The following is a 22,098-nucleotide window of genomic DNA, read 5'->3' as shown; positions in this document are numbered from 1 at the left end:
CCAAGGCAAGCGCTATACTGTATAGTCGATAGAAGAGTTATTCCATTTCTAAATAATATTCCAATAATATTACTATATGTTATATATCATAGATTCCTACTGACGCTTAATGCTACATTTAATTAGGATATTTATCCTAATTAATAAATATGAAAATCAGGAGTCACGATGGACAACATAAGTCTTCATGATAGCATTAACGAGCTTCATGAAAAAGCTAAAAAAGACGGTATGTCAAGTATGCTTGAGCGCTTTGATGCTCAGGAAAAAACTCGCTGTACGTACTGTAAGAAAGGTGTAAGTTGCCAACTATGCAGCCAGGGGCCATGCCGGATAACTCAGTATGCCGACAGAGGTGTGTGCGGCATAGACGCTAACGCTATGGTGATGAGGAACTTGGTGCATACCAATATCTTTGGGGCAGCAGCGTATTCATATCACGCGAAATCTGCTTTTAAGACGCTAAAGGCTGTCGCTGAGGGAAAGACTTCTTTTGCGATAAAAAATGAAGAGTTGCTCAACAGCGTTGCCGATACTATAGGAGTAGGCAAGCAAGGCGACATAAAACAAACTGCCCTGAAAGTAGCCGACTTCTTCCTCAGTGAATTCCATAAGGACTCTGATGAGGAATCAAAGCTTGTTGAGATATACGCACCAGAGGCACGTAAGCGCCTCTGGAGAGAGATGGGAATCTTCCCGGGTGGCACACTTCATGAAATCATGGATACTGAAACCAGATGTATGACCAATATTGACTCGGATTATGTATCTTTAGCAAAAATGGCCATGAGAATGTCTATCTCGATGGCTTATTGCGCACAGATTCCTCTTGAAATTGTCCAGGACATACTGTTTGGTTCTCCCACGCCCCATGAGACCTTCGTAGATGTCGGCATAATAGACAAAGACTATGTGAACATTCTACCAAACGGGCATGAGCCTTTTGTCGGGGCAGCTATCATAAATCTTGCGCATCGGGACGATATTCAAAAACTGGCCCGTGACAAAGGCGCTAAGGGTATCAGGGTTATCGGCTCTATCGAGACGGGGCAGGAGTTGATTCAGCGCTTTCCCACAGACGATGTATTTGTAGGGCTTACCGGCAACTGGATAAACCAGGAATATGTAATGGCAACTGGTGCCGTAGATCTCTTCGCAGTTGATATGAACTGTTCTGTACCGACACTTAGCCTCTATGCCGATAAATATAACTCAACCGTAGCCAGCGTATCGAAGCTGGTCAGGTTACCGGGCGTAAACATTAACTATGATTACACACCCGAGGACGTTGAAGAGCTTGCTGGTAAGCTAATTACCTTAGCAATCGATAACTTTCAAAAGAGAAAGGGGAAAGATACACTTATTCCTCAGAAAAAACAAAATGCAATCGTGGGGTTTTCAACAGAATCCGTACTAAAAGCCCTGGGTGGCTCATTAAATCCGCTGCTTGACGCAATAAAGCAAGGCTCCATAAAAGGTATAACCGCTCTGGTAAGCTGTTCCACTCTGGCAAACGGACCACAGGATGCACTGACTGTAGCTGTAGCTAAAGAACTGATAAAGAGAGATATTCTGGTTCTTAGTGCCGGTTGTGGAAATGCAGCCTTGCAGGTAGCGGGACTGCAAAGTCTTGACGCCATTGCATTGGCTGGTGCGGGGCTGCAAAGTGTATGCAAGGCACTGGGAGTTCCCCCGGCGCTGAGTTTTGGCACTTGTACGGACACGGGAAGGCTTGCCAATCTGGTTACAGCCGTTGCTGGAGCGCTTGGGGTTGATGTGTCACAGTTGCCTGTAGCAGTAACTGCCCCTGAATACATGGAACAAAAAGCAACTATTGACGCCATGTTTGCCGTAGCATTTGGTCTTTACACTCATGTATCTCCAACACCAGCAGTGACAGGAGCACCGGATGTGGTTAAACTTCTGACTCAGGATGTTGAGAATCTAACCGGAGGAAAAATTGCCGTCGGCGATGACCCTGTTCAGATTGTAAACGGAATTGAAGACCATATTATGAAAAAGAGAAAAGCCCTGAATATATAAAGCACTGGGAATTATCACAAAAGAGGGATTATTCTTTCTCTCTTTTGGGTAATTCCTATTTTCAGAAATACTTTGAACTGCCAAATAAGTTAAAACATACCCGGAATTGGAATAAAAAAGAAAAGGGTTAAATAAAAGCGTCTAACCCCTTGTTTTTATTAAATGCCGGAGGCCGGACTCGAACCGGCACGAGCGTGAACCCGAGGGATTTTAAGTCCCTTGCGTCTACCAATTCCGCCACTCCGGCGTGCCTTTACAAAGAGCGTTACACTTAAGTAAACTATCACATTGTGCTTTAAGGTGTCAAGAGTTGATTTAGAAACTGAAAGAATCCGTAGCGCTGTCAATCATCTTATCAAGGTCAAGCATAATTATAAGCCTGTCATTTAACTTGGCGATGCCGTATATAAACTCTGTACTAATATCGGTAGCCATTGGTGGGGTGGGTTCTACGATATTTGCAGGCACTCTGAGAACCTCCGATACTGCGTCCACAATCAGCCCCATCGTAACCCCTTTGAGGTCAACAATCATAATTTTGGCGTTTTCACTGTCTTCCATCCCCGGAATTCCGAATTTCTTTCTCAAATTGACAACAGGTATAACTTTGCCGCGGAGGTTTATCACACCCTCTACAAAAGGCGGGGCATTGGGAACCATCGTTATTGATGTCATCCGATTTATTTCTTGTACCTTTAAAATATCAACAGCATACTCCTCTGTCCCGAGAGTGAAAGTAACAAGCTGAAGTATGTCTTCAGTCGCTGTAAAAGGCTCCATATCTATGCCTCCATATATGTTTAATCATCATTTTGCCATAACAACACAACTGCTAAAAAAGTCCAACTGCATCGTATAACGGATTATACCTTAAATAAATATAATAATAAAAGTCTATATTGAATTAATAATCTCCCCTGCTATCTCTGAAAGCGTCACAACCTTATCGGCAAGACCCGCTTCAACGACAAACTTGGGCATTCCAAATACAACACAACTTTCCTCATCCTGAGCTATCGTTCTGCCACCTGATTCCTTAATAGCTCTCATCCCTTTAAAGCCGTCATTACCCATGCCGGTTAATATGACTCCAAGACAGGCCCCAGGCATTACAGAATTAGTGGTTAACATCATAACGTCAACCGAGGGTTTATATATGTAGCCAGGGTCATCCCCGATGCTGATAAATTTGTCAAATCCCTTCTTGGTAATACTCATGTGTCCTGAGCCAGGGGCAATATAGACAATACCATTTTCTATTTTTTCACCATGCTTGGCTTCTTTTACCGGCAACTGGCTCAGCTGGCAAAGCCGCTCGGCAAAAGGGCCTGTGAAATTAGCCGGCATGTGCTGGGATATTATAACAGGTACTGAGAAATTTTTAGGGAAAAATGGCACTATACTCTGAAGCGCCTTAGGGCCGCCTGTTGATGTTCCAATGGCAACCATCTGTACTTTCTTGTTTGATGTAAACTGAACTGACCGGACAGACTGCGGCTGTGGTGCAACCGGCTTGGCCACTGTGGAAACTCCAACTTTAAGAGAGGAAACCTTTCTCTGTATTTTGAGTTTTTTGCCTCCTATTTGCTTAAGCTTATCCAGCAGCATATCCTTTATATTGACGATATTAACAGATAGATCAGAGAGATTTTTGGGAATAAAATCCACGGCACCAAGCTCCAGTGCCTCTAAAGTGGTCTTAGCGCCCTCTGTCGTAAGTGAGCTAACCATTATCACAGGCAGAGGATTGTTGCTTGCCATGATTGCCCTAAGAGCCTCAAGCCCGTTCATCCGCGGCATCTCAACGTCCAGTGTAATAATGTCAGGTTTCAGGGATTCTATTTTCTCCAGCGCCTCAAAACCGTCTGAGGCAGTTCCAACAACCTGTATCTCAGGATCCCTCACTATCAAGCTCTTTATGGTGTTTCTCATAAAGGCTGAGTCATCCACAATTAGCACCTTTATCTTTTTTTCAGGAGTCTGTATCACTTTATCTGTTATCCGTGCTTAGCGCTGCTAAACATCACAGATGGATCCAAAATCAACACAACTTTTCCGTCTCCTGTTATTGTGGCTCCGGCTACGCCATCGGCACTCCCGGAAAATCCCTCTATGGACTTAATAACTACCTCTTCCTGGCCAAAAAGCTTATCAACCATTAGTCCGTATTTCTTCTCTCCTATCAGTATAACCACAAGGTACATCTTACCGTTTACATCAGAGGACCTCTCTATGAAGAACTTGTCAGCAAGTCTGTGCACCGGCACCACCTCGTCTCTGAGTATAACAGTCTCCTGTCCCCTTATTGTTTTAATGTCCTTATCAACCAATCGAACTGTTTCAACAACCGAGGCCAGAGGAATTGCAAACACCTCTTTGCTGACTCCTACCATAAGCGCCTGAATGATGGCAAGCGTAAGCGGCAGCCGGATTATAAACTTTGACCCTTTACCTTTTTCCGTATCGATTGTGATAACACCGTTTAACTTATCTATGTTGGTCTTTACCACATCCATACCAACCCCTCTGCCTGAAACATCTGATACGACCTTGGCTGTGGAAAATCCGGGTAAGAGAATAAAATCCAGAACCTCTTTTATGGAAAGTTTATCAAGTTCATCAAATGTTGAAAGGCCTTTTTCCACTATTTTTTCTCTTAGCATTTCGTGGTCTATGCCTTTACCATCGTCCTCTATTGCAAGGACTATGTTATTACCCTCCTGATAGGCTGAAAGTATTACGGTGCCTAAGGTTGGCTTTCCAATAGACTGTCTTTCTTTTGGCATCTCTATGCCATGATCTACGGAGTTCCTTATTAAATGAACAAGGGGGTCGCCTATTTCCTCAATAATTGACTTATCAAGTTCGGTATCCTCGCCAAAAAGCCTTAACTCTACCTCTTTGTTTAGCTGGCGGGCAAGGTCTCTTACCATTCTTGGGAACCGGTTAAATACCTTCTTTATGGGTTGCATACGTGTCTTCATAACCGCTATCTGAAGGTCTGTTGTTATCAGGTTTATAAATGATGTTAACTCGGTAAGCGGCGCCAGGTCTTCGCTGTCCTGGTATTTTATTTCAAGAGTAGTTGAGATTTTAACAAGCCGGTTTCTTGCCAAAACCAGTTCCCCAACCAGATTAAGCACGTTATCAAGCCGCTCAACATCCACTCTGATTGTCTGTTCCACCTGTTGGGGTTTATCTGATTTCTCAGCAGGAGGGGATGGCGGGGCCTGTTTGTTGAGAGCCTTCTTTACATCATCTTTGGATGCTTTTTCGGTGACGGTTAAAATTTCACCAACCCTGGGAATCTCTCCAACATCTACTGACTCTTTGATAAGCTCCTGAATCTTAAGAGCCTCATCCACGTCATCCTCACTAATCAAACCGCTTTCTATAAGGATTGTGCCCACCTGTTTGACGCTTGAGGAGGCAGCATGTTCTGCCTCAAGTTCTGCCAGAAGATCGGTATCCAGCACGCCTGTCATATCTATATCCGGCTCATCTGAGGCAGGCTGTGCCGTCATCTGCGGCGGCTCGGATAAGCCTGCGGCAGTGCCGTCATTTATTGCCTTAAGGCGGCCAACAAGACCGGTAATGTCCTCCTCAGCTCCGTCTTTTTGTTTTATATGATCTAACAACACTTTAACCATGTCTATGGACTCAAGTATCACATCCATAATGCCGGGCTCAAGAATTAAATCACCATCCTTTATTTTTTTCAGCACACTTTCCGTTATATGCGTCACATCCACCATCTGGTTAAAGCCCAAAAACCCGGAGGCTCCCTTTATCGTGTGGACGGAACGGAATATACTGTTGACCAAATCCTGATTATCTCTGTCAGACTCAAGCTCAACAAACTTCTGATTCAAATCATCAACAAGCTCTGTTGTTTCTATTAAAAAATCATTTATTATTTCATCCATTTCGTCAGACAATTCAGATGCCCTCCCAAGTGTTTATTTTTATATTTATGGAAATCATATCCATTCTCTGTCAGAATCCAAACTCAGCAAGCAGCGCATCCACATCACCTTGGTCGGACACTGCGCTTTCAGAGGGTTTTATTTGAGGGCCGAGGAGTTCACCCTCTGTTTTTTCAATCGGTTTTTCAGGCTGCTTCCCATCTACTTTTACGCCAAACATCATAACAAGTTTTACCAGTTGATCCTCCAGGTCTCTGACAAGTTTGATCACTTTTCTAAGTATCTGTCCTGTCAGGTCCTGAAACTCCTGTGCCATCATTATCTCAAGAAAATCATTATTCATATCGTTTAATTCGTTTTTTAAAAGATTGGAAAAATCCTTATCTGCAGTTGCAGTTTCCTCAGATTGAGGTGATGATTCAAGGTTATCCATTGCAGCCAGGAGCTCATCTATTTTAGCCTGATTTTTCTCTGCTATATTTATAGTCTTATTTGCTGACTCCTCAGTTTTAGTTATTACCCACTCAAGCTTATCGGTTGCCTCAGACATCTCCCCCTCAGCGAGAGTTTTTAGCTTAGGGTTCAATAACTGTTTAAAATCTTTTATGGAGTCATGCAACTTGCGGGTCATTCTCCCAATCTCTGAAAACATTTCACGGTCCCCGAAACTTGAAAGATCATCTATCGCCCGTTCGGCAGACTCTATATCTCCATTGGCAAAGGACTCCATTAGCTTGTTGACATTTTCCATTAATCTTATGACCAATTTTTGATCAAGCCCTTTATCTGCAGCACTCTTATGGACGGCATCCCGCACCTCTTTTACGAAAAAATCTCCGCCCATAGTTGTTATTCTCTTTGTGACCACAACCTCACCTTCATCAGTACATTCAGAATTTACTATATCCTCCCCTATAAGGGAAATCTCCTCGTTAGTTAATAACTTAGTAAAATCTAAAACAAGTACCATCCTGTCATCACCGAGATTAGCAACTCCCTTTAGGCATTCATCCGTATTTGTGCCAACAAATCCGACCTCTGTTACAATTGAATCATTATCTATATTCATAACACCGGTTATGGAATCCACCTTAACTCCAAACGTAATGCGTCCCATATTGACCACTATAACATTGCCCTCTCCCTGTGAGTCGGCGTTAAATAGTCCTAGCTTTTGTTTTAAATCTATAACTGTAATCGTCTTGCCGCGCAAACTGATTATACCCATCACAAAATCCCTTGAATGCGGCAAAACTGTGGTCTGAGTTGGCTTCATGATCTCCTGCACAATCAGAATAGGAACTACATATTCCTCCCTGCCAATGTTAAAACCTATATACTGGCCCATGTTTTTCCTCCGGCAGCGAAATTATTTTTTCAGTCTTTCAAATATCTTATCCAGCTTATCCTTAAGCACATCCGCAGTGAAAGGTTTAATGACATAGTTATTAACACCAGCTTTAACAGCCTCAATGACCTGCTCTTTTTCTGCCTCTGCTGTTACCAGTAACACAGGGATAGCCTTTAATTTTGCGTCTGCTCTAACTCTTTTGAGTAACTCAAGGCCGGTAACGTTAGGCATATTCCAGTCGGTTATCAAAAAATCAAAGTCACCATTTTTAAGTTTGGTAAAGGCCTGTTCACCGTCCTCAGCCTCTTCAATTTTCTCATATCCGAGCTGCTTTAAGATGTTTTTAATGATTCTTCTCATTGTTGAAAAATCATCAACCACAAGAATTTTCATGTGCTTGTCATATGGCATTAAAATTTCCTCCTGAATTTAATTTTTTTTTGCAAATATTTTAACATTCTTATTGAGTGTATCGGCTGATATCGGCTTTACCAGATAACCGTTTGCACCTGCAGCCATAGCTTTGCTTCTTTCAGCCTCATCATTTTCCGTAGTTATCATTACTAATGGAATATCCTTAAAAGAAGGATCCGTTTTAAGGGTTTTAGTCAACTCTATGCCATCCATGTAGGGCATATTTAGATCTGTCAGGATTAAATCGACCTCGTTGGCAGCAAGTTTTTCTATAGCGTCAAGGCCGTTTTCTGCAAACACAGGTTCGTGCCCTCCGCCTTTCAGATAGAGGCCGAGTATTTTCCGAGTAGTCTTATCGTCATCCACTACCATTATCTTCATACTCTTTCCTCCATCCCGCGGCTTATGCCTTCTGATAAACCACTGTTTTATCTATGACTGCAGGCTTAAACGCACGTGTTACATCGTGCAGTGACTCAGCCATTCCTATTAGAAAATGGCCGCCGTTTTTCAGCGACTCATAAATACTTGTTACTACAGATATTTTTGCTTTTTTATCAAAGTATATCAACACATTTCTACAAAGCACAACGTCCATGTCCCTGACACTTCTCATCTTTGCTGCATCAAGAAGGTTAATCTGTACAAATTTCACCTTTGAGCGAACCTCGGTATTTAAGGCATAATTGGTACCTTCTAACTGTTTAAAATACTTTTTCAGATAGTTTTGAGGAACGTTTCTGATTGAGTACTGGCCATAGGTGGCTACTCTGGCTTTTTGTAAAACGGATTCGCTTAAATCCGAGGCAAGTATCTCAAATTTTATACCTGCCGTTTTGGGGTTTTCCATAAGCATCATTGCGATAGTGTAGGGCTCCTCTCCGGTTGAACTGGCTGATGACCAGATTCTTAAGGTTGCAGGTTTTAACTCCGCCTTTATCTTAGGTATTATGTGCCCCACAAGCACCTCTAATTGTTGGAGTTCACGAAAAAAAAATGTCTCATTTGTTGTTATTCTTTCAAACATAACATTCAGTTCACTGATATTGTTATTATATTTCAACATGTATAAATAATCGTCAAAGCTTGCCAGTTTGTTTTCCTCTATTCTTTTGCCTAATCTGTTTTCTATAAAATACTTTTTTGTATCCGGTATGTATATACCGCTTTTTTCATATATGAAATCTCTGAAATTTCTAAATGTTTCATCTTTAAGTTCCATTACAAGCTCTGTAAGACCTCTTCAACACGCTGCCTTATTGCGTCATCTGTATGATCTCTGATGGAATAGATGGCCTCATACGCATCCTGTCCGCCTAAAATTGAAAGCGCATCAATTGCCCCCATAACTACAAGGTTTTCACGGTCATTAAGTGCCTGAGCAAACAGATCAGGGTACTCAGCACCCTTTGTAGCAGCAATCGCTTTAAGTGCATAAAATCTAACCCACATATCACTATCGTTGACAGCCGTTAAAAGAGCATCAACAAAAACACCGTACTGGCTGAGAGTCATTGCTGAGGAGCGTCTTAGTTCTAAATCATTATCATTTAAGAGTTCAGAAAGTCTGTCATAAGCATTTTGCTGATTAAAAGAGCCGAGCCGTGAAATCGCCGCTATTTTAACACTTTTACTGTCATCCTTTGAAAGGTCAAGCAATAGCTCCGTCTCCTGAGCATATTTAGCTATATAGATTTTAAAATTTTCAGGATAAGAGGAGGCTTTATGCAGAAACTTTGATGAATCCATAGAAAGCAGGGCCTTAACCCCTTCATCAACAACATCCTCGTAACCCTCTTTGCTTATAAGATCAAGTATGGGTAAAAAAGATTTTTTGGCTTTCAACTTTCTTAGAGCATAGATGCTCTGTTTTCTGACGTGGCCGTCCTCATCAGAGAGTGCCTCAATCAGTGAGTCCACACAGCGCTCATCTGCAATTTCAACAAGTGCATGGGCAGCCTCCCTGCGAATATCCCTGAGTGAACTTCTAAGGAGTTTTACAAGTGTATCAATAGCCTCAACGCACTTAAGTTTTCCGAGTGTTTCCACCAAAATTGCCATGCCTCTGAATTTTAGGTTATTGATGTCACAAAGAGAGAGCAACGATGAGCAGTCGGCAATATTTAAAACAGCATCCTTTATGATGGCTGTATGTTCTTCATTTTCAGGATAAGAGGTGTCCAGGGAGCCTGCCATATCCAGAAGAGTATAAAGTGAATCTTTATCTTTTATTACTGAAAGACCTGAAATAGCTGCAAATCTATCCTCCCAGTCATCACTTTGGAGCATAACTCTGAGGTCAGGGGCAAGGAAAAGCATATCAGGCTCTATGCCAATCTGAACCAGGCTCTTTACTGCAACTGATTTTGTAAAGGAATCGGTGGTTTTAGTGCACTCGATGAGTGCATCTTTGGATTGTTTAGAGGGAATTTTACCTAGAGTTTCAAAAGCTGCAAACTTAAGCACCAAAGAGGAACCGTTGCAGAGTTCACTAATAGCGGTTACCCCCTCCTCAGACTCCATGGCACCAAGAGCCTCCAAAGCGGTAAAAGCGACCCATTCCTCAGGGTCAGAGAGAGCCTTCTTAAGATACTTTACACCCTCTTTAACGTTAAGAAGGCCGAATGAACGGCATGTTGCGGCTCTTACGTTTGCGTTTTCATCTTTAAACATAGGTATCAACAATTCATAATCAACTCCGATATGAATATCGCCAAGCAGGTCAACAGCAAACTTTCGCATATCTTCATCCCTGTCCTTTAAGAGATCATACAGAAAAGGAACTGAGACCTCGCCAAGGTCTTTGAGAATTAAGAGGGCTGCATTTCTTTGAGAAGCCTCTTTCCTTAAAACCGGTATGGTCATATAAGCTACAGCCTCGCCGCCTATTTGAATCAAAGATTGGGCAGCAGAGTCCTGTACGGCAAGGCTTTTGTCAAAGAGAGCCGTTATTAGTGGATAAATTGCCCGCTCATCACCCTCCCCAAGCATAGAGGCAGCCTGCCGCCGCCTTGAGACATCGGAGTGGTTCAAACTCTTTTTTAATTTCTCTAATCTTGCTTTGTTCATTCGAAACCATTGTATTATATAATTCAATACATGTTAAAATCAATTAGGATGTTTCTGTTTTGTTTAGAAATTATGATTTAATGTTTGCTAAATGGAAAATAATACAAAACATACAGAGAAAGTAGAGAGTTTCTTTAACAAATATTCCGGCTCATGGGAGAAAAACTACGAGGCAGACGGGGTAATGGCCGCAAGGACTATTAGATTCTCCAGCGTTCTAACAGAAAAATTACCGCAAGGTTCACTTGTGCTTGACTTTGGCTGCGGGAGCGGGGACTTGACCAATTCGCTAAAAGAGGCCGGATTTAATGTACAGGGCTATGACATTTCGGAGTTGATGATAAAAAGGGCACAGGAGAGGTATAGCTCATCAGGCATAATATTTACAGGCGCCGACAAGAACCGCCCGCAGACATTACCGTTTAATGACAAGACTTTTGATGCCGTAACAGCATCAAGCGTGTTTGAATACATTGGGGAGCCAGCTGTTTATTTCAAAGAAATATTTAGAGCTTTAAAACCAGGCGGGTACTTTGCTCTGACCGTCCCAGATGACAGGCATTTGGAAAGGCGGATTGAAAACGTCAAAATAAAATTCTATAATCATAACATTATAATCAAGCTCATCGGATCCCTTCCTGAGAATATAAAAAGGCGCTTAAATGTGGATTTCTATCGGATTTCAAAGACAAGACTTAAAGTTGACAAGTGGGTGGCTATGTTGAAAACATGCGGCTTTACGGTAGAAAGCACCCCAGAGTGCGACACTCCGCTTATAATGCTGACAGCCAGGAGAATTTGATTTAAGGAAGATATTTTAAGGAAGAGTTATGCCTGCAAAACGGATTGACAGATAAAAATATAATTTGCTACAATTTTTATACGGGTTAAAGAAAAAGGATTTTTTTGCATAAGGAGTGTATCATAAAATGGTTAAGACAGAAAATCCTCTTTATCAACTTGTCGGAGAGTTTTCTAATATAGCCCACACCAAAACAGATCTTTTCAGAGAGATAGCGGATTACTCCCCGGAGTTTAAGGTGCGTCTCAAAAGTGCAAGAAAAGAGGGAGTAGAGTCACTGCGTGAGATAGAGAATGAGATTCCTTCAATAGAGAAAGCGGAGGCAGGTGTTGTTGTTGACTTATTTCTTTCTTATCGGGCAGTTGGCGCCTATAAAAACATGATAGCATTGGTTGATAAGATGTCTAAGCCTTTAGCTTCTGAGCTTATGATTCAGGAACAACTTGGGTTTGCACTGAATCGCGATGGTAAATCTGAGGAGGCTGAAGCTGTTCTCTTAACACAGATAAACAAACGTGGTCCAAGCAGTGAGACATGCGGGATTTTAGGCAGAGTGTATAAAGACAGATGGGAGGCAGAAATAAAGAAAGGGCAAGAAATTGCTGCTGCTGATTATCTTAATAAAGCAGTCGAAACTTATTTAAAGGGTTTTGAATCAGATTGGCGGGATGCTTATCCCGGTGTTAATGCAGTAACTCTGATGGAACTACAGACTCCACCTGATCCAAGGCGTGAGCAGCTAATACCTGTAGTGCATTATGCAGTAGAGCGCCGGATAGTTACAGGAAAGCCGGATTACTGGGACTACGCAACGCTTCTTGAATTAAATGTATTAGCTAAAGAAAAAGAAAATTCACTTAAATCACTTACAAAAGCTCTGACATTAGTGCGGGAGCCCTGGGAGCCTGAAACCACAGCTCGTAATCTGCGCCTTATAAGAGAGGCAAGAGAAAGCAGACGTGAAGCGCTTTTGGCCTGGGACATAGAAATAGAAGAAGAGTTATTGAAAAAGGCTGGAAAATGAGGTATTTAGATGGTAAAGATGTACTTCCGTCATTTGTACCTAAACCCCGAAAGCTCAATAAACCTTGTGTCCAGAACCGGAGAGCGCCCTGTGGTGGTTAAATAATTTCCGATGAGCAGGCCATCGGCGCCTGCCATAAATATGAAGGAATTAAACTCTCCCAGTGTTTGCATCCTGCCGCCGCAGATGCGAATTTCCCTCTGGGGCAGTATGAATCTGTAGAGACTTATTATTTTTAGCGCATCTGCCGGGTCAAGCGGGGAAACATCTGCCATTTTGGTACCGGCAACAGGAGTGAGAAAATTTATTGGAATTGAGTCCGCCTCAATATCTCTCAGAAAAAAAGCCATATCTATTCTATCCTCCCAGTTTTCACCAAGGCCAAATATGCCGCCGGAGCACAGAGACAGCCCTGTCAATTTAGCGGCTTCGATGGTTTTGACCTTATCTTTAAAAGTATGAGTGTGGCAAACCTGTGGGAAAAACCGCTCTGATGTCTCAATATTGTGGTGGTAGCGGTTGAGTCCGGAATCTTTTAGTAAGCTCAGGGAATCTTCATTAAGAAGCCCCAGAGTGGCGCAAGGGAGCAGTCCCTCGGCGCTTATGGATTTGACCATATCGGAGAGTTTTATTAACTCGCCGTCCTGCACTCTTTTACCGCCAGTAACCAGACAAAAACGTCTGGCGCCGTTTTTTTTGGCGCTTATTGCAGCGGCGGCAATCTGCTTATAGCTTTTAAGCGGATAACGCTCAATATCGGCCTTAGACTCATAAGACTGTGCGCAGAAGGAGCAGTCCTCAGAACACCCGCCGGATTTGGCATTAACTATCGAGCACAGGTCTATTAAATCACCCCTGTGATGCTGTCTGATAGCAGAGGCGGCAGCCATTAGCTCATAAAGGCGGCTGTTGGGAAGGCTGCATATATCCACAGCCTCGTTCCTTGTCAGGCTTTTACCCTCAAGTACCTTATCTTTTAACTTTGTAACCATAACCCATAAAAAAAATGGCTGTAATTTAAAAAGGCCACTGTGTTTAAGTATAACAATTCCTGACATTTTTATTTTAGTTGCACACAAGAATTTTACTCTAACTTGACAATAATTTCTGTTATCATATATTATGTTATTGGCTATTTTGCATTTTTTCATGAAAATTCAAAAGGACAGAAACGTTCTGTGTTAAAGGGAATGCCCGTATGAGTGTTGTAAGAGAGACCGATTTCAGTGATTTAAAATTGCTCAGAAGGGGCAAAGTCAGGGATATATATGAAATTGGACAATACCTCCTGTTTATCGCAACAGACAGGCTATCAGCCTTTGATGTTGTACTGCCTGACTGCATACCCTCTAAAGGAGAGGTGCTTACTGCGATTTCCACTTTTTGGTTTTCGTTTCTAAAGGATATTGTTGGAAACCATCTTCAAAGCACTGATATATCAGAATTTCCAGAGGTTTGCCATAAATACAATGAGAGCTTGAAGGGTAGGGCGCTGCTTGTTAAAAAAGCCGTCACATTTCCGGTTGAGTGTATAGTGAGGGGATATATTTCCGGCTCAGCATGGAGCGAGTACAAAAAAAGCGGTAAAGTTTGCGGAATCAGTCTGCCTGAGGGGCTTAAAGAGTCTGATAAACTTAACGAACCGATTTTTACTCCCAGCACAAAAGCTGAACACGGCCACGACATTAATATATCGTTTGATGAGGCATCTAAGCTTGTCGGAGCAAGCCAAATGGAAAAACTCAAAGAGCTTAGTTTAAATATTTATAAAAAAGCTTCAGCCTATGCTTTGTCAAAAGGAATCATAATAGCTGATACCAAGTTTGAGTTCGGTTTATTTGACGGAGAGACTATTTTGATAGATGAGGTTCTGACTCCTGACTCTTCAAGATTCTGGCCAAAAGCAAAATACCGTAGTGGTGGCCCTCAGGAGAGTTTTGATAAGCAAATAGTGAGAGACTACCTGCTGACTCTCAGTTGGGATAAGACTTACCCAGGCCCTGTGCTACCGCCTGAGGTGATAGAAAAAACAACTCAGAAGTATAAAGAAATACTTAACATTTTAACGGGATAACGATGGATAATCAATTAAAAATGGTCTGCGGATGGTGTAAAAAAATCAGGGCAGACGACACTTCATGGCAAACTATAGAAGAGTACTTTGCAGCTAAGGGCCTGGGTGAGACCACTCACGGAATGTGCCCTGGCTGTTCAGAGAAAATTTTTGAAAAAAGAGTGTATCTTGAAAGCTATCAAAATATATGCAAAGTCATAAGTTCAAGTATTTCTTTAGAGGAAACCCTTAATCTGATTGTGACAAGCATAGTAAAAGTAATGAACGTAAAGGCAAGTCTTCTTAGACTTATAAATAAAAAGTCAGGAACTCTTGACGTAGCTGCACACTATGGTTTAAGTAAGGAGTATGTCAATAAAGGTTCGGTTGTAATTGATAAGAGCATTGAGGATGCCCTCTCCGGTAAACAAGTCTCTGTTTACGATATAACCTTTGATGAGGATTCAAAGTACCATAAGGAGGCTAAAAAAGAGGGAATCAGCAGTATTTTATCAATCCCGCTGAGATTCAAAGATGAGATCATAGGGGTACTCAGGATGTACACGGCAGAGCCTCGTGACTATGTCGAGGAGGACAGGAAATTTCTCATGGCTATTGCCGAACAGGCTGCTATAGTCATTATGAATGCCAAAGAGTATGAAACTATGGTCACAAGAGAAAAGGAATATCTGAGGCTGTTCAGGGAGATTTCAAAGGCGGTAAGTTCCTCACTTAAACTTGAGGAGGTTCTGAATAGTATAGTATTTAAGATAGCTGAGGCTTTCAGGGTTAAGGCTGTTACAATAAAGCTGATTGATGAAATAACAAAGAAATTCACTGTTGTGGCCTCATGCGGACTGAAAGAGAGATTTTTTGCAAACACTCCTCTGAAAGATATGAACATATCTCAGGCATTAAGATACCTGTATCTTGAGAATCCGGCATTACCCTTTCCTCACGAAAAGGACATAAGAATATTGCAGGAGCTTAATCTGTCCCCGGTTGCCATTTATGATGCAACAACGGACAGCCGGGTTCTAAATAAAAAGGACATCATAGAAGAGGGCATTAAGAGCATATTGACTGTTCCGATTCAGGTAAGAGATAAATTAATTGGCGTGCTAACCATATATACCGGGTGGTATAAAAACTTCACCCAGGAGGAGACCGATTTTTCATCTTTTCTGGCTGAACAGTGCGGGATTGCAATAGAAAATGCAAGAATGTACGAAAAGAAGTACAAAGAGGTAACCTATTTAAAAACAATACAGGAAATTACCAAGCTGATGAGTAAGCATAAGGACCCCAACGAGATTATGGATTTAATAGTGAAGAAACTTCCTGAGGTGATGAATACAAAGGCTGCCACTATAAGGTTAATAGATCCGGAGACGAATAAGTTAAAACTTATGGCATCCTCAGGGCTAAGCACCCAGTACCTTAGCCGCGGAGACGTTGAGGGCGAGGAAAATATAAAGGCGGCTCTTAAGGGCGAACCTGTTGCCATCTATGACGTAGGCAAGGACCCGCGTGTGGTGTATCACAAGGAGGCCGAGGAGGAGGGCATAAAGAGCCTGCTTGCAGTCCCCTTGATGTCGTATAACAACAACACTATCGGAGTGTTACGGCTTTTAACCACGCAGCACAGGGACTTTACTAAAGATGAAATAGACTTTGCAATGGCGCTTTGTGAAGAGGTCTCCATTGCATTAGAGAATGCCTTGTTGCTAAAACAACTTTCTCAATCGAAATAGTACCCACAGAATGCACTTTATAAAGCGTACCGGACTTTACCTGAAGATGATAAAGTTTTCCCACTCGGTGTTTGCCCTTCCATTTGCCTTTACCTCCGGAGTTCTTGCGTGCGCCGGGATTCCTACAGGCAGGCAAATTCTCTGGATAACGGCAGCCATGGTTAGTGCGCGCTCAGCTGCAATGGGATTAAACAGGATAGCTGACAGAAAAATTGATGCGCTAAATCCTCGCACTAAAAACCGTGAAATACCCGCTGGAGCCGTCAAACTGGCCGAAGCCTCAGTGTTTACCGCCATGTTTTCAGCCCTTTTTGTGCTCTCTGCCTACATGCTGAATCCACTATGTTTTAAACTCTCACCAGTTGTCTTAGCAGTGTTGTTTTTTTACTCATACACAAAGCGTTTTACGTGGAGTTCCCACCTGTTTCTGGGGATTGCGATATCCGGCGCTCCCCTTGGAGCATGGATAGCGATAAGGGGTGAGTTTTCTTTATCAATCTTGCCGCTGGTTTTTGCCGTAGTGTTTTGGCTTGCCGGTTTTGACATCCTGTATGCCCTTCAGGATGTTGACTTTGATAAGACACATGGCCTTTACTCCATACCGCAGAGATTTGGAGTTAAAAGAGCTATCACACTTTCAAGGGTTTTTCATCTGCTTACATTTATTTTGCTTGCAGTAACGGGAGTGTTTTTTAAGATGGGATTTGTTTACTTTATTGGAATCAGCGTTGTTGCTGCTCTTTTGATATATGAACACTCGCTGGTTAAACCCAATGATCTTAGTAAGCTTGATATGGCTTTTTTTAATATTAACGGCTATATAAGTGTCACGGTTTTTGTGTTTGTACTGCTTGAAAATACTGTATTTAAAAGATAGATGGAACAGGAACTTAAAGTAAAACTTCCTATTTATGAAGGCCCGCTGGATCTGCTTCTTTCCCTGATTCAAAAAAACAAAATAGACATCTATGACATTCCAATAGCGTTTATCACCAGACAGTACCTTGAGTACCTTGCAGCATGGACTAAGGAGCTGAACGTGGATATAGCAAGCGAGTTTCTTGTTATGGCAGCAACCCTGATACATATAAAGTCACGAATGCTGCTGCCGGTTGAGCATCAGGACGCATTGGATGAGGATGAGGACCCGCGGCTTGAGCTTGTACAAAGGCTGCTTTCGTATCAGTCATTTAAAGAGGCGGCACTGTTACTTAAGGAAAAAGAGAGTTTTGGAGAAACCTGCTTTTACCGGGACCCTCAGTGGATTGACGAGGATACCTCAGAAGTTAAACAGTCGTTGTTCAGCGTTGACCTATATGTGCTATTAAGGGCTTTTTCCTCTTTGATAGATAAAAAACCTGTTGAAGCGAGGCTTATTACCAGAGAGAGCTTGACCTTAAAAGACAAAATTGCTATCATCATGGAGAGGCTTGAAATAGAAAAAGAAATAACCTTTAACGATATTTTTGAAGAGACAGATGATAAGGTGGATATGATAGTATCTTTCCTTGCTTTGCTGGAAATACTGAGGCTGGGGCTTGCTTGTGTTTTTCAGGAGCAATATTTCGGTGAGATTAAAATTGTTAAACGCTAATGTGTAATTTAAATAAAATTACAAAGAAACACTCCGGAGGTAACAGAATTTGGATAAACTAAAAAATGCAGCAGTATTACTGACGGTAATGTCAGCCATGTTATTTTCCTGCGCAACTACACAGAGTGATTCGCCAAACAAGAACAAACTCCTGGTTTCACATTATAAGATGGGAATGTCTAAGATAAACGAACAGGATTTCCAGGGAGCACAGATTGAGTTTAAGAAAGCGCTTGAAATAGACCCTGACGATAAAGAGTCACTCAATGCACTTGGCCTTACCTGTCTGCATTTTCAGGATTTGAAAGGTGCAACAGAGGCTTTTAAAAAAGCTATACATTCTGACTCCAGTTACTCTGAAGCATACAACAATTTGGGGATAACTTATGCAAAATCCGGACTATGGGAGGGATCCATACATTGCTTTAAAAAAGCGCTGGAAAACCAATTTTATGAAAAACCAGATCGAGCCTACAATAATCTCGGCTACTCTCTCTACCGGGTTGGAAAGTTGCGGGAGGCCCTGAACGCATTTAATGAATCACTGATGAGAAATGTAAAAAGCAGCAGCTCCTTTGTCGGTATGGCACTGGTACTGAACGCTATGGGACGTTACGGTGAAGCCTCAGAAAAACTCATGCAGGCTCTGGCAATAGATCCCTACTTCAAAGGTGATGTTGCTAAGGCCAGAGAGGAATTTGAAAAAAGAAGACGCTCCGGCAATGATTACGAAAGAAGAGACAACTCAGACTTGCTTGAAATACTAAATTATTAAGGAACGAAACAAAGTGACAAGAGATAAATTAACAGCCTACATTCATACATGGGGCTGTCAGATGAATGTCCGTGATTCGGAACACATAAAGGGTATTTTGAAAGGGGAGGGCTACGATATTTCGGATACCCCTGAGGGAGCCTCCCTAGTGGTTCTTAACACTTGCAGCATAAGAGAGAAAGCGGAACAGAAATTCCTGAGCGAGCTTGGCAGATTAAGCCTGCAAAAAAAGAAACACCCCGAGTTAAAAATAGCCGTATCCGGCTGTATTGCTCAACAGCAGGGAAGGGCGCTTTTGAAATCGCATCCGTCAGTGGATTTCTCCTTTGGCCCTCAAAACATATTTGGCCTTAAAGAATTTCTTTACGATGAAAACCGGACTGCCTTTACAAAGGAAAACTATGAAGCAGAGGATGAAAAACTTCAAACACCACACCGTGATAATGACTTGCGAGCATGGGTTAATATTATGTATGGATGTAACAACTACTGCAGCTACTGTGTTGTGCCATACACAAGGGGCAGAGAGCGCTCAAGGCCGTTTGAACACATAATAACAGAAATCAGAGACCTTGCAGGTATTGGTTATAAGGAAATCACGCTGCTTGGACAAAATGTGAATTCCTATAACGGAGGGTGCACTTTCCCAGAGCTTCTAACGATGATAAGCAATATTGAAGGGATTTTAAGAATTCGCTTTATAACATCTCACCCCAAAGACCTGACAGTTCAGTTAGCTTCAACTATTGGGGAAACCAAAAAAATCTGTAATCACATTCATCTTCCTGTCCAATCCGGCTCCAGCAGTGTGCTTGCACGTATGAACAGAAAATACACTTACGAGGAGTATTTTTGTAAGATACAGCTTCTGCGCAAACACGTACCGGACATTGCAATCACTACAGATATAATTGCAGGGTTTCCGGGAGAGACCGACTCAGACCACAAAGAGACCGTAAGGGCGCTGAAAGAAATAGAATTTGACGGCATATTTGCGTTTAAATACTCTCAAAGACCAAATACTAAGGCAACCGGCATGGAACACCAGCTCAGTGACTCAATAAAATCTCAAAGACTTGCGGAAATCCTGACTGTTTCAGATACAATCACTGAAAGGATAAATAAATCCCTTGAGGGCAGGTGCTTTGAGGTCATGACAGAGGGCAAAAATGAAACCAATTCTGAGAATAAGTGGTTTGGACGAACTACCTCAAATAAAATTGTTAGTTTCCTGCCGGGTGAAAACACTGAAAGGGGAAGAGTTGTTATGGTAAAAATCATAGAGGGCTTTAAACACTCCCTTGAAGGTGAGCTCGTTGTTTAATGAAGTTTTCAATAATCTCTTTAGGATGTAAGACAAACCAATCAGAAACTGCCACATTAGAAAGATTTTTTCAGGAAAATTCCCACAAAGCAGTATCATTAGAAGAACATCCCGACATATGTATCATTAACACTTGCACGGTTACGGCAAAGAGTGATTATCAGTCAAGACAACTAATCAGGCGGGCGCTTAACTTATCAGGAAGGGTGTTTGTAACCGGATGTTATTCGGAGCTTAATAAAAGTGAAATAATGCAGATTGATTCAAAAATTGAGATAGTACGGAATAACGAAAAAATTGATTTTTTCAGGGGGTCAGCGACCCCTAGCGTAATGGGGTTAGCAACCCCTGGCGTAATGGAGTTAGCAACCTCAGGCATAATGGAGTTAGCAACCTCAGAGGTTATGGAAAACGCTGAGAAATCAGCGCTAAGCACATCAGCAACCCGAAGCCGAGCATTTTTAAAAATTCAGGACGGCTGTAACTGGAAATGTTCTTACTGCATAATAACTAAAGCGCGAGGGGCCTCTATAAGCAGCCCAAAGACTGATATAGTGGCAGAGGCAGCGGCAGCTGAGTATAATGGCTTTAATGAAGCAGTGCTTACAGGAATTCACATAGGCCAGTACGGATTAGATTTAAAACCTAAAGTAACACTTTCAATTTTAATAGAAAATATACTGCAAAAAACAAAAAAAATCAGACTACGGATAAGCTCACTTGAGGCAGGTGAATTAGATGAGCGTTTATTTGAACTCCTTAAAGAAGACAGAGTATGCAAGCACATTCACATACCTGTTCAAAGCGGTGACGATGAAATCCTTTCACTAATGAACAGACCTCATAAAATAGAAAAGTTTAGAGAAATCACAGAACGGCTGAATCGTGAAATAGAGAATATTTCAATTGGTACGGATGTTATCGTTGGGTTTCCCGGAGAGACAGATGCCCATTTTGAAAACACGTATAGATTTCTTCAATCAACTCCATTAACATACCTTCATGTATTTCCATATTCAAAACGAAAAGGCACTGCAGCATTCAACATGTCAAACCACATAGCAAAAAACATAAAGAAAGAACGAGCATTAAGATTGAGAGCATTGTCTGAAGACTTTAAGGATTCCTATATGAAAAAACAACCAGGACGGACGCTAAAAGCTATCGTTGAGAGCAATGACGGGGCTTTGGTTTTGGCAACAACAGACAACTACCTTAAAGTAACGTTACAAAATGTCGCGAACATTCCGATAAAACACAAATCCCTTATAAATCTAATAGTTACAGCCTATACTAACAACTCACTAACCGGCAGCCCAATAAATATAATCTAACTTGCTATAAAATAAAGATTAATATTTTGCCTAATATTTATACAAAACCGGTAAACCAACAAAGCAACAGCAATCGCATCGTGTTATATGCCAAAACCAAACAAGTTATCAACACCTGATGTTCAAAAACAATGTCCGATAAGTAATATTATGTAAAACATTTAATATAGCCATAGGCATCATTATGTTTTAGCGTGATACTTGAAGGATGTTATTTTAAGTGCCTTTTTATATAAACTTAGACAATATTCAGGCGTTTTGTTAATAAGTTGTTTAAGTGCTTGAGATAATGAAATAAAATCTGTGTACAAAATATTAGTAACTTGTAAGACAAAAAAATATTTGCAATAATGGTAAGGAAATTGTAGAATAACTGGATTGCGGGCGTAACTCAGTGGTAGAGTGAAAGCTTCCCAAGCTTTTGGCCGCGGGTTCGAATCCCGTCGCCCGCTTAAACATTTCTCTTTGGTTCAATTTGTGGCTGCCTTAACACCCCTAAGCTAACATTGTTATCATTTAAAACTAAAATTTCAACTACGGTCATTGTGGTGCCTTATAGAGTGTATGCTTTAATATAAGGGATATATGTTTCTTTTTGTGAGGTGCTATTTAAAAAAAAATTTAAACAAGGTTAA

19 protein-coding genes and 2 tRNA genes are annotated in these 22,098 nt (G+C 41.6%); 11 read left to right on the top strand and 10 right to left on the bottom strand.

Features of this window, described 5'->3' with window-relative positions; all coding sequences use genetic code 11:
- Positions 1-168: 168 nt before the first annotated feature.
- Entirely contained in the window at positions 169-2,043 is a 1,875-nt protein-coding gene (gene cooS, locus HQK88_07075; GenBank protein MBF0616563.1) for an anaerobic carbon-monoxide dehydrogenase catalytic subunit, read from the top strand.
- A gap of 163 nt (positions 2,044-2,206) precedes the next feature.
- On the opposite strand, the gene HQK88_07070 is transcribed toward cooS, so the two are convergent.
- The 9 genes from HQK88_07070 to HQK88_07030 form a co-directional block, all read right to left on the bottom strand.
- Positions 2,207-2,290 (bottom strand) — tRNA-Leu (locus tag HQK88_07070).
- Between the two features lie 68 nt (positions 2,291-2,358).
- A complete protein-coding gene (locus HQK88_07065; GenBank protein ID MBF0616562.1) occupies positions 2,359-2,823 on the bottom strand; it encodes a chemotaxis protein CheW in 465 nt (154 codons plus the stop codon).
- Positions 2,824-2,937: 114 nt separating this feature from the next.
- Positions 2,938-3,975, bottom strand: coding sequence for a chemotaxis response regulator protein-glutamate methylesterase (locus HQK88_07060; protein MBF0616561.1), 1,038 nt, complete (start codon positions 3,973-3,975; stop codon positions 2,938-2,940).
- A 65-nt stretch (positions 3,976-4,040) separates the two neighbouring features.
- The gene (locus HQK88_07055; protein MBF0616560.1) at positions 4,041-5,981 is read right to left on the bottom strand and encodes a chemotaxis protein CheA; all 1,941 of its coding nucleotides are present in this window, start codon (positions 5,979-5,981) and stop codon (positions 4,041-4,043) included.
- 58 nt (positions 5,982-6,039) lie between these two features.
- The gene (locus HQK88_07050; GenBank protein ID MBF0616559.1) at positions 6,040-7,317 is read right to left on the bottom strand and encodes a protein phosphatase CheZ; all 1,278 of its coding nucleotides are present in this window, start codon (positions 7,315-7,317) and stop codon (positions 6,040-6,042) included.
- 21 nt (positions 7,318-7,338) lie between these two features.
- A complete protein-coding gene (locus HQK88_07045) occupies positions 7,339-7,713 on the bottom strand; it encodes a chemotaxis response regulator CheY (protein ID MBF0616558.1) in 375 nt (124 codons plus the stop codon).
- A gap of 36 nt (positions 7,714-7,749) precedes the next feature.
- On the bottom strand, positions 7,750-8,115 hold the full coding sequence (locus HQK88_07040) for a response regulator (protein MBF0616557.1): 366 nt from the start codon (positions 8,113-8,115) through the stop codon (positions 7,750-7,752).
- 22 nt (positions 8,116-8,137) lie between these two features.
- The gene (locus HQK88_07035; protein ID MBF0616556.1) at positions 8,138-8,956 is read right to left on the bottom strand and encodes a protein-glutamate O-methyltransferase CheR; all 819 of its coding nucleotides are present in this window, start codon (positions 8,954-8,956) and stop codon (positions 8,138-8,140) included.
- Positions 8,956-10,803, bottom strand: a complete 1,848-nt coding sequence (locus tag HQK88_07030; protein MBF0616555.1) for a HEAT repeat domain-containing protein — start codon at positions 10,801-10,803, stop codon at positions 8,956-8,958. The genes HQK88_07035 and HQK88_07030 overlap by 1 nt, the downstream gene beginning before the upstream one ends.
- 91 nt (positions 10,804-10,894) lie before the next feature.
- On the opposite strand from HQK88_07030, the gene HQK88_07025 reads away from it, so the two are divergent.
- Complete coding sequence (locus HQK88_07025; protein ID MBF0616554.1) at positions 10,895-11,605, top strand: methyltransferase domain-containing protein; 711 nt, start codon at positions 10,895-10,897, stop codon at positions 11,603-11,605.
- 127 nt (positions 11,606-11,732) lie between these two features.
- The gene (locus HQK88_07020) at positions 11,733-12,629 is read left to right on the top strand and encodes a DUF4071 domain-containing protein (GenBank protein ID MBF0616553.1); all 897 of its coding nucleotides are present in this window, start codon (positions 11,733-11,735) and stop codon (positions 12,627-12,629) included.
- 29 nt (positions 12,630-12,658) lie between these two features.
- On the opposite strand, the gene bioB is transcribed toward HQK88_07020, so the two are convergent.
- Positions 12,659-13,621 (bottom strand): biotin synthase BioB, encoded by a 963-nt coding sequence (bioB, locus tag HQK88_07015; protein MBF0616552.1) that lies wholly within the window; start codon positions 13,619-13,621, stop codon positions 12,659-12,661.
- A 206-nt stretch (positions 13,622-13,827) separates the two neighbouring features.
- Here bioB and HQK88_07010 point away from each other — a divergent pair, with 206 nt between their 5' ends.
- The 8 genes from HQK88_07010 (at position 13,828) to HQK88_06975 (ending at position 21,915) form a co-directional block, all read left to right on the top strand.
- Positions 13,828-14,703, top strand: a complete 876-nt coding sequence (locus HQK88_07010) for a phosphoribosylaminoimidazolesuccinocarboxamide synthase (GenBank protein ID MBF0616551.1) — start codon at positions 13,828-13,830, stop codon at positions 14,701-14,703.
- A 2-nt stretch (positions 14,704-14,705) separates the two neighbouring features.
- A complete protein-coding gene (locus HQK88_07005; GenBank protein ID MBF0616550.1) occupies positions 14,706-16,436 on the top strand; it encodes a GAF domain-containing protein in 1,731 nt (576 codons plus the stop codon).
- A 10-nt stretch (positions 16,437-16,446) separates the two neighbouring features.
- Positions 16,447-17,313: a UbiA family prenyltransferase gene (locus HQK88_07000; protein MBF0616549.1), complete on the top strand. Its 867-nt coding sequence runs from the start codon at positions 16,447-16,449 to the stop codon at positions 17,311-17,313.
- Complete coding sequence (locus tag HQK88_06995; protein ID MBF0616548.1) at positions 17,314-18,030, top strand: segregation/condensation protein A; 717 nt, start codon at positions 17,314-17,316, stop codon at positions 18,028-18,030. It abuts the gene before it with no gap.
- 49 nt (positions 18,031-18,079) lie between these two features.
- A complete protein-coding gene (locus HQK88_06990; protein MBF0616547.1) occupies positions 18,080-18,805 on the top strand; it encodes a tetratricopeptide repeat protein in 726 nt (241 codons plus the stop codon).
- A 13-nt stretch (positions 18,806-18,818) separates the two neighbouring features.
- Positions 18,819-20,129 carry a tRNA (N6-isopentenyl adenosine(37)-C2)-methylthiotransferase MiaB gene (gene miaB / locus HQK88_06985; protein MBF0616546.1) on the top strand — a complete coding sequence of 437 codons (1,311 nt, stop codon included), beginning with the start codon at positions 18,819-18,821 and terminating at the stop codon, positions 20,127-20,129.
- Positions 20,129-21,463: a tRNA (N(6)-L-threonylcarbamoyladenosine(37)-C(2))-methylthiotransferase MtaB gene (gene mtaB, locus HQK88_06980; protein MBF0616545.1), complete on the top strand. Its 1,335-nt coding sequence runs from the start codon at positions 20,129-20,131 to the stop codon at positions 21,461-21,463. Before miaB ends, mtaB begins: the two co-directional genes overlap by 1 nt.
- 380 nt (positions 21,464-21,843) lie before the next feature.
- Positions 21,844-21,915: transfer RNA gene (locus HQK88_06975), tRNA-Gly, on the top strand.
- The last annotated feature ends 183 nt before the right edge of the window (positions 21,916-22,098 follow it).

The sequence above is a fragment of the Nitrospirota bacterium genome (assembly GCA_015233895.1).
Classification (GTDB): domain Bacteria; phylum Nitrospirota; class Thermodesulfovibrionia; order Thermodesulfovibrionales; family Magnetobacteriaceae; genus Magnetomonas.
Note: the sequence above shows the minus strand (reverse complement) of the source record. Positions and strands in the feature narration are given on the sequence as shown.

Excerpts from the sequence above, each read along its gene's own strand:
- cooS (MBF0616563.1), top strand. The coding sequence starts at position 169 with ATGGACAACATAAGTCTTCATGATAGCATTAACGAGCTTCATGAAAAA.
- HQK88_07065 (MBF0616562.1), bottom strand. The coding sequence starts at position 2,823 with ATGGAGCCTTTTACAGCGACTGAAGACATACTTCAGCTTGTTACTTTC.
- HQK88_07060 (MBF0616561.1), bottom strand. The coding sequence starts at position 3,975 with ATGAGAAACACCATAAAGAGCTTGATAGTGAGGGATCCTGAGATACAG.
- HQK88_07050 (MBF0616559.1), bottom strand. The coding sequence starts at position 7,317 with ATGGGCCAGTATATAGGTTTTAACATTGGCAGGGAGGAATATGTAGTT.
- HQK88_07045 (MBF0616558.1), bottom strand. The coding sequence starts at position 7,713 with ATGAAAATTCTTGTGGTTGATGATTTTTCAACAATGAGAAGAATCATT.
- HQK88_07040 (MBF0616557.1), bottom strand. The coding sequence starts at position 8,115 with ATGAAGATAATGGTAGTGGATGACGATAAGACTACTCGGAAAATACTC.
- HQK88_07035 (MBF0616556.1), bottom strand. The coding sequence starts at position 8,956 with ATGGAACTTAAAGATGAAACATTTAGAAATTTCAGAGATTTCATATAT.
- HQK88_07030 (MBF0616555.1), bottom strand. The coding sequence starts at position 10,803 with ATGAACAAAGCAAGATTAGAGAAATTAAAAAAGAGTTTGAACCACTCC.
- HQK88_07025 (MBF0616554.1), top strand. The coding sequence starts at position 10,895 with ATGGAAAATAATACAAAACATACAGAGAAAGTAGAGAGTTTCTTTAAC.
- HQK88_07020 (MBF0616553.1), top strand. The coding sequence starts at position 11,733 with ATGGTTAAGACAGAAAATCCTCTTTATCAACTTGTCGGAGAGTTTTCT.
- bioB (MBF0616552.1), bottom strand. The coding sequence starts at position 13,621 with ATGGTTACAAAGTTAAAAGATAAGGTACTTGAGGGTAAAAGCCTGACA.
- HQK88_07010 (MBF0616551.1), top strand. The coding sequence starts at position 13,828 with ATGAGTGTTGTAAGAGAGACCGATTTCAGTGATTTAAAATTGCTCAGA.
- HQK88_07005 (MBF0616550.1), top strand. The coding sequence starts at position 14,706 with ATGGATAATCAATTAAAAATGGTCTGCGGATGGTGTAAAAAAATCAGG.
- HQK88_07000 (MBF0616549.1), top strand. The coding sequence starts at position 16,447 with ATGCACTTTATAAAGCGTACCGGACTTTACCTGAAGATGATAAAGTTT.
- HQK88_06995 (MBF0616548.1), top strand. The coding sequence starts at position 17,314 with ATGGAACAGGAACTTAAAGTAAAACTTCCTATTTATGAAGGCCCGCTG.
- mtaB (MBF0616545.1), top strand. The coding sequence starts at position 20,129 with ATGAAGTTTTCAATAATCTCTTTAGGATGTAAGACAAACCAATCAGAA.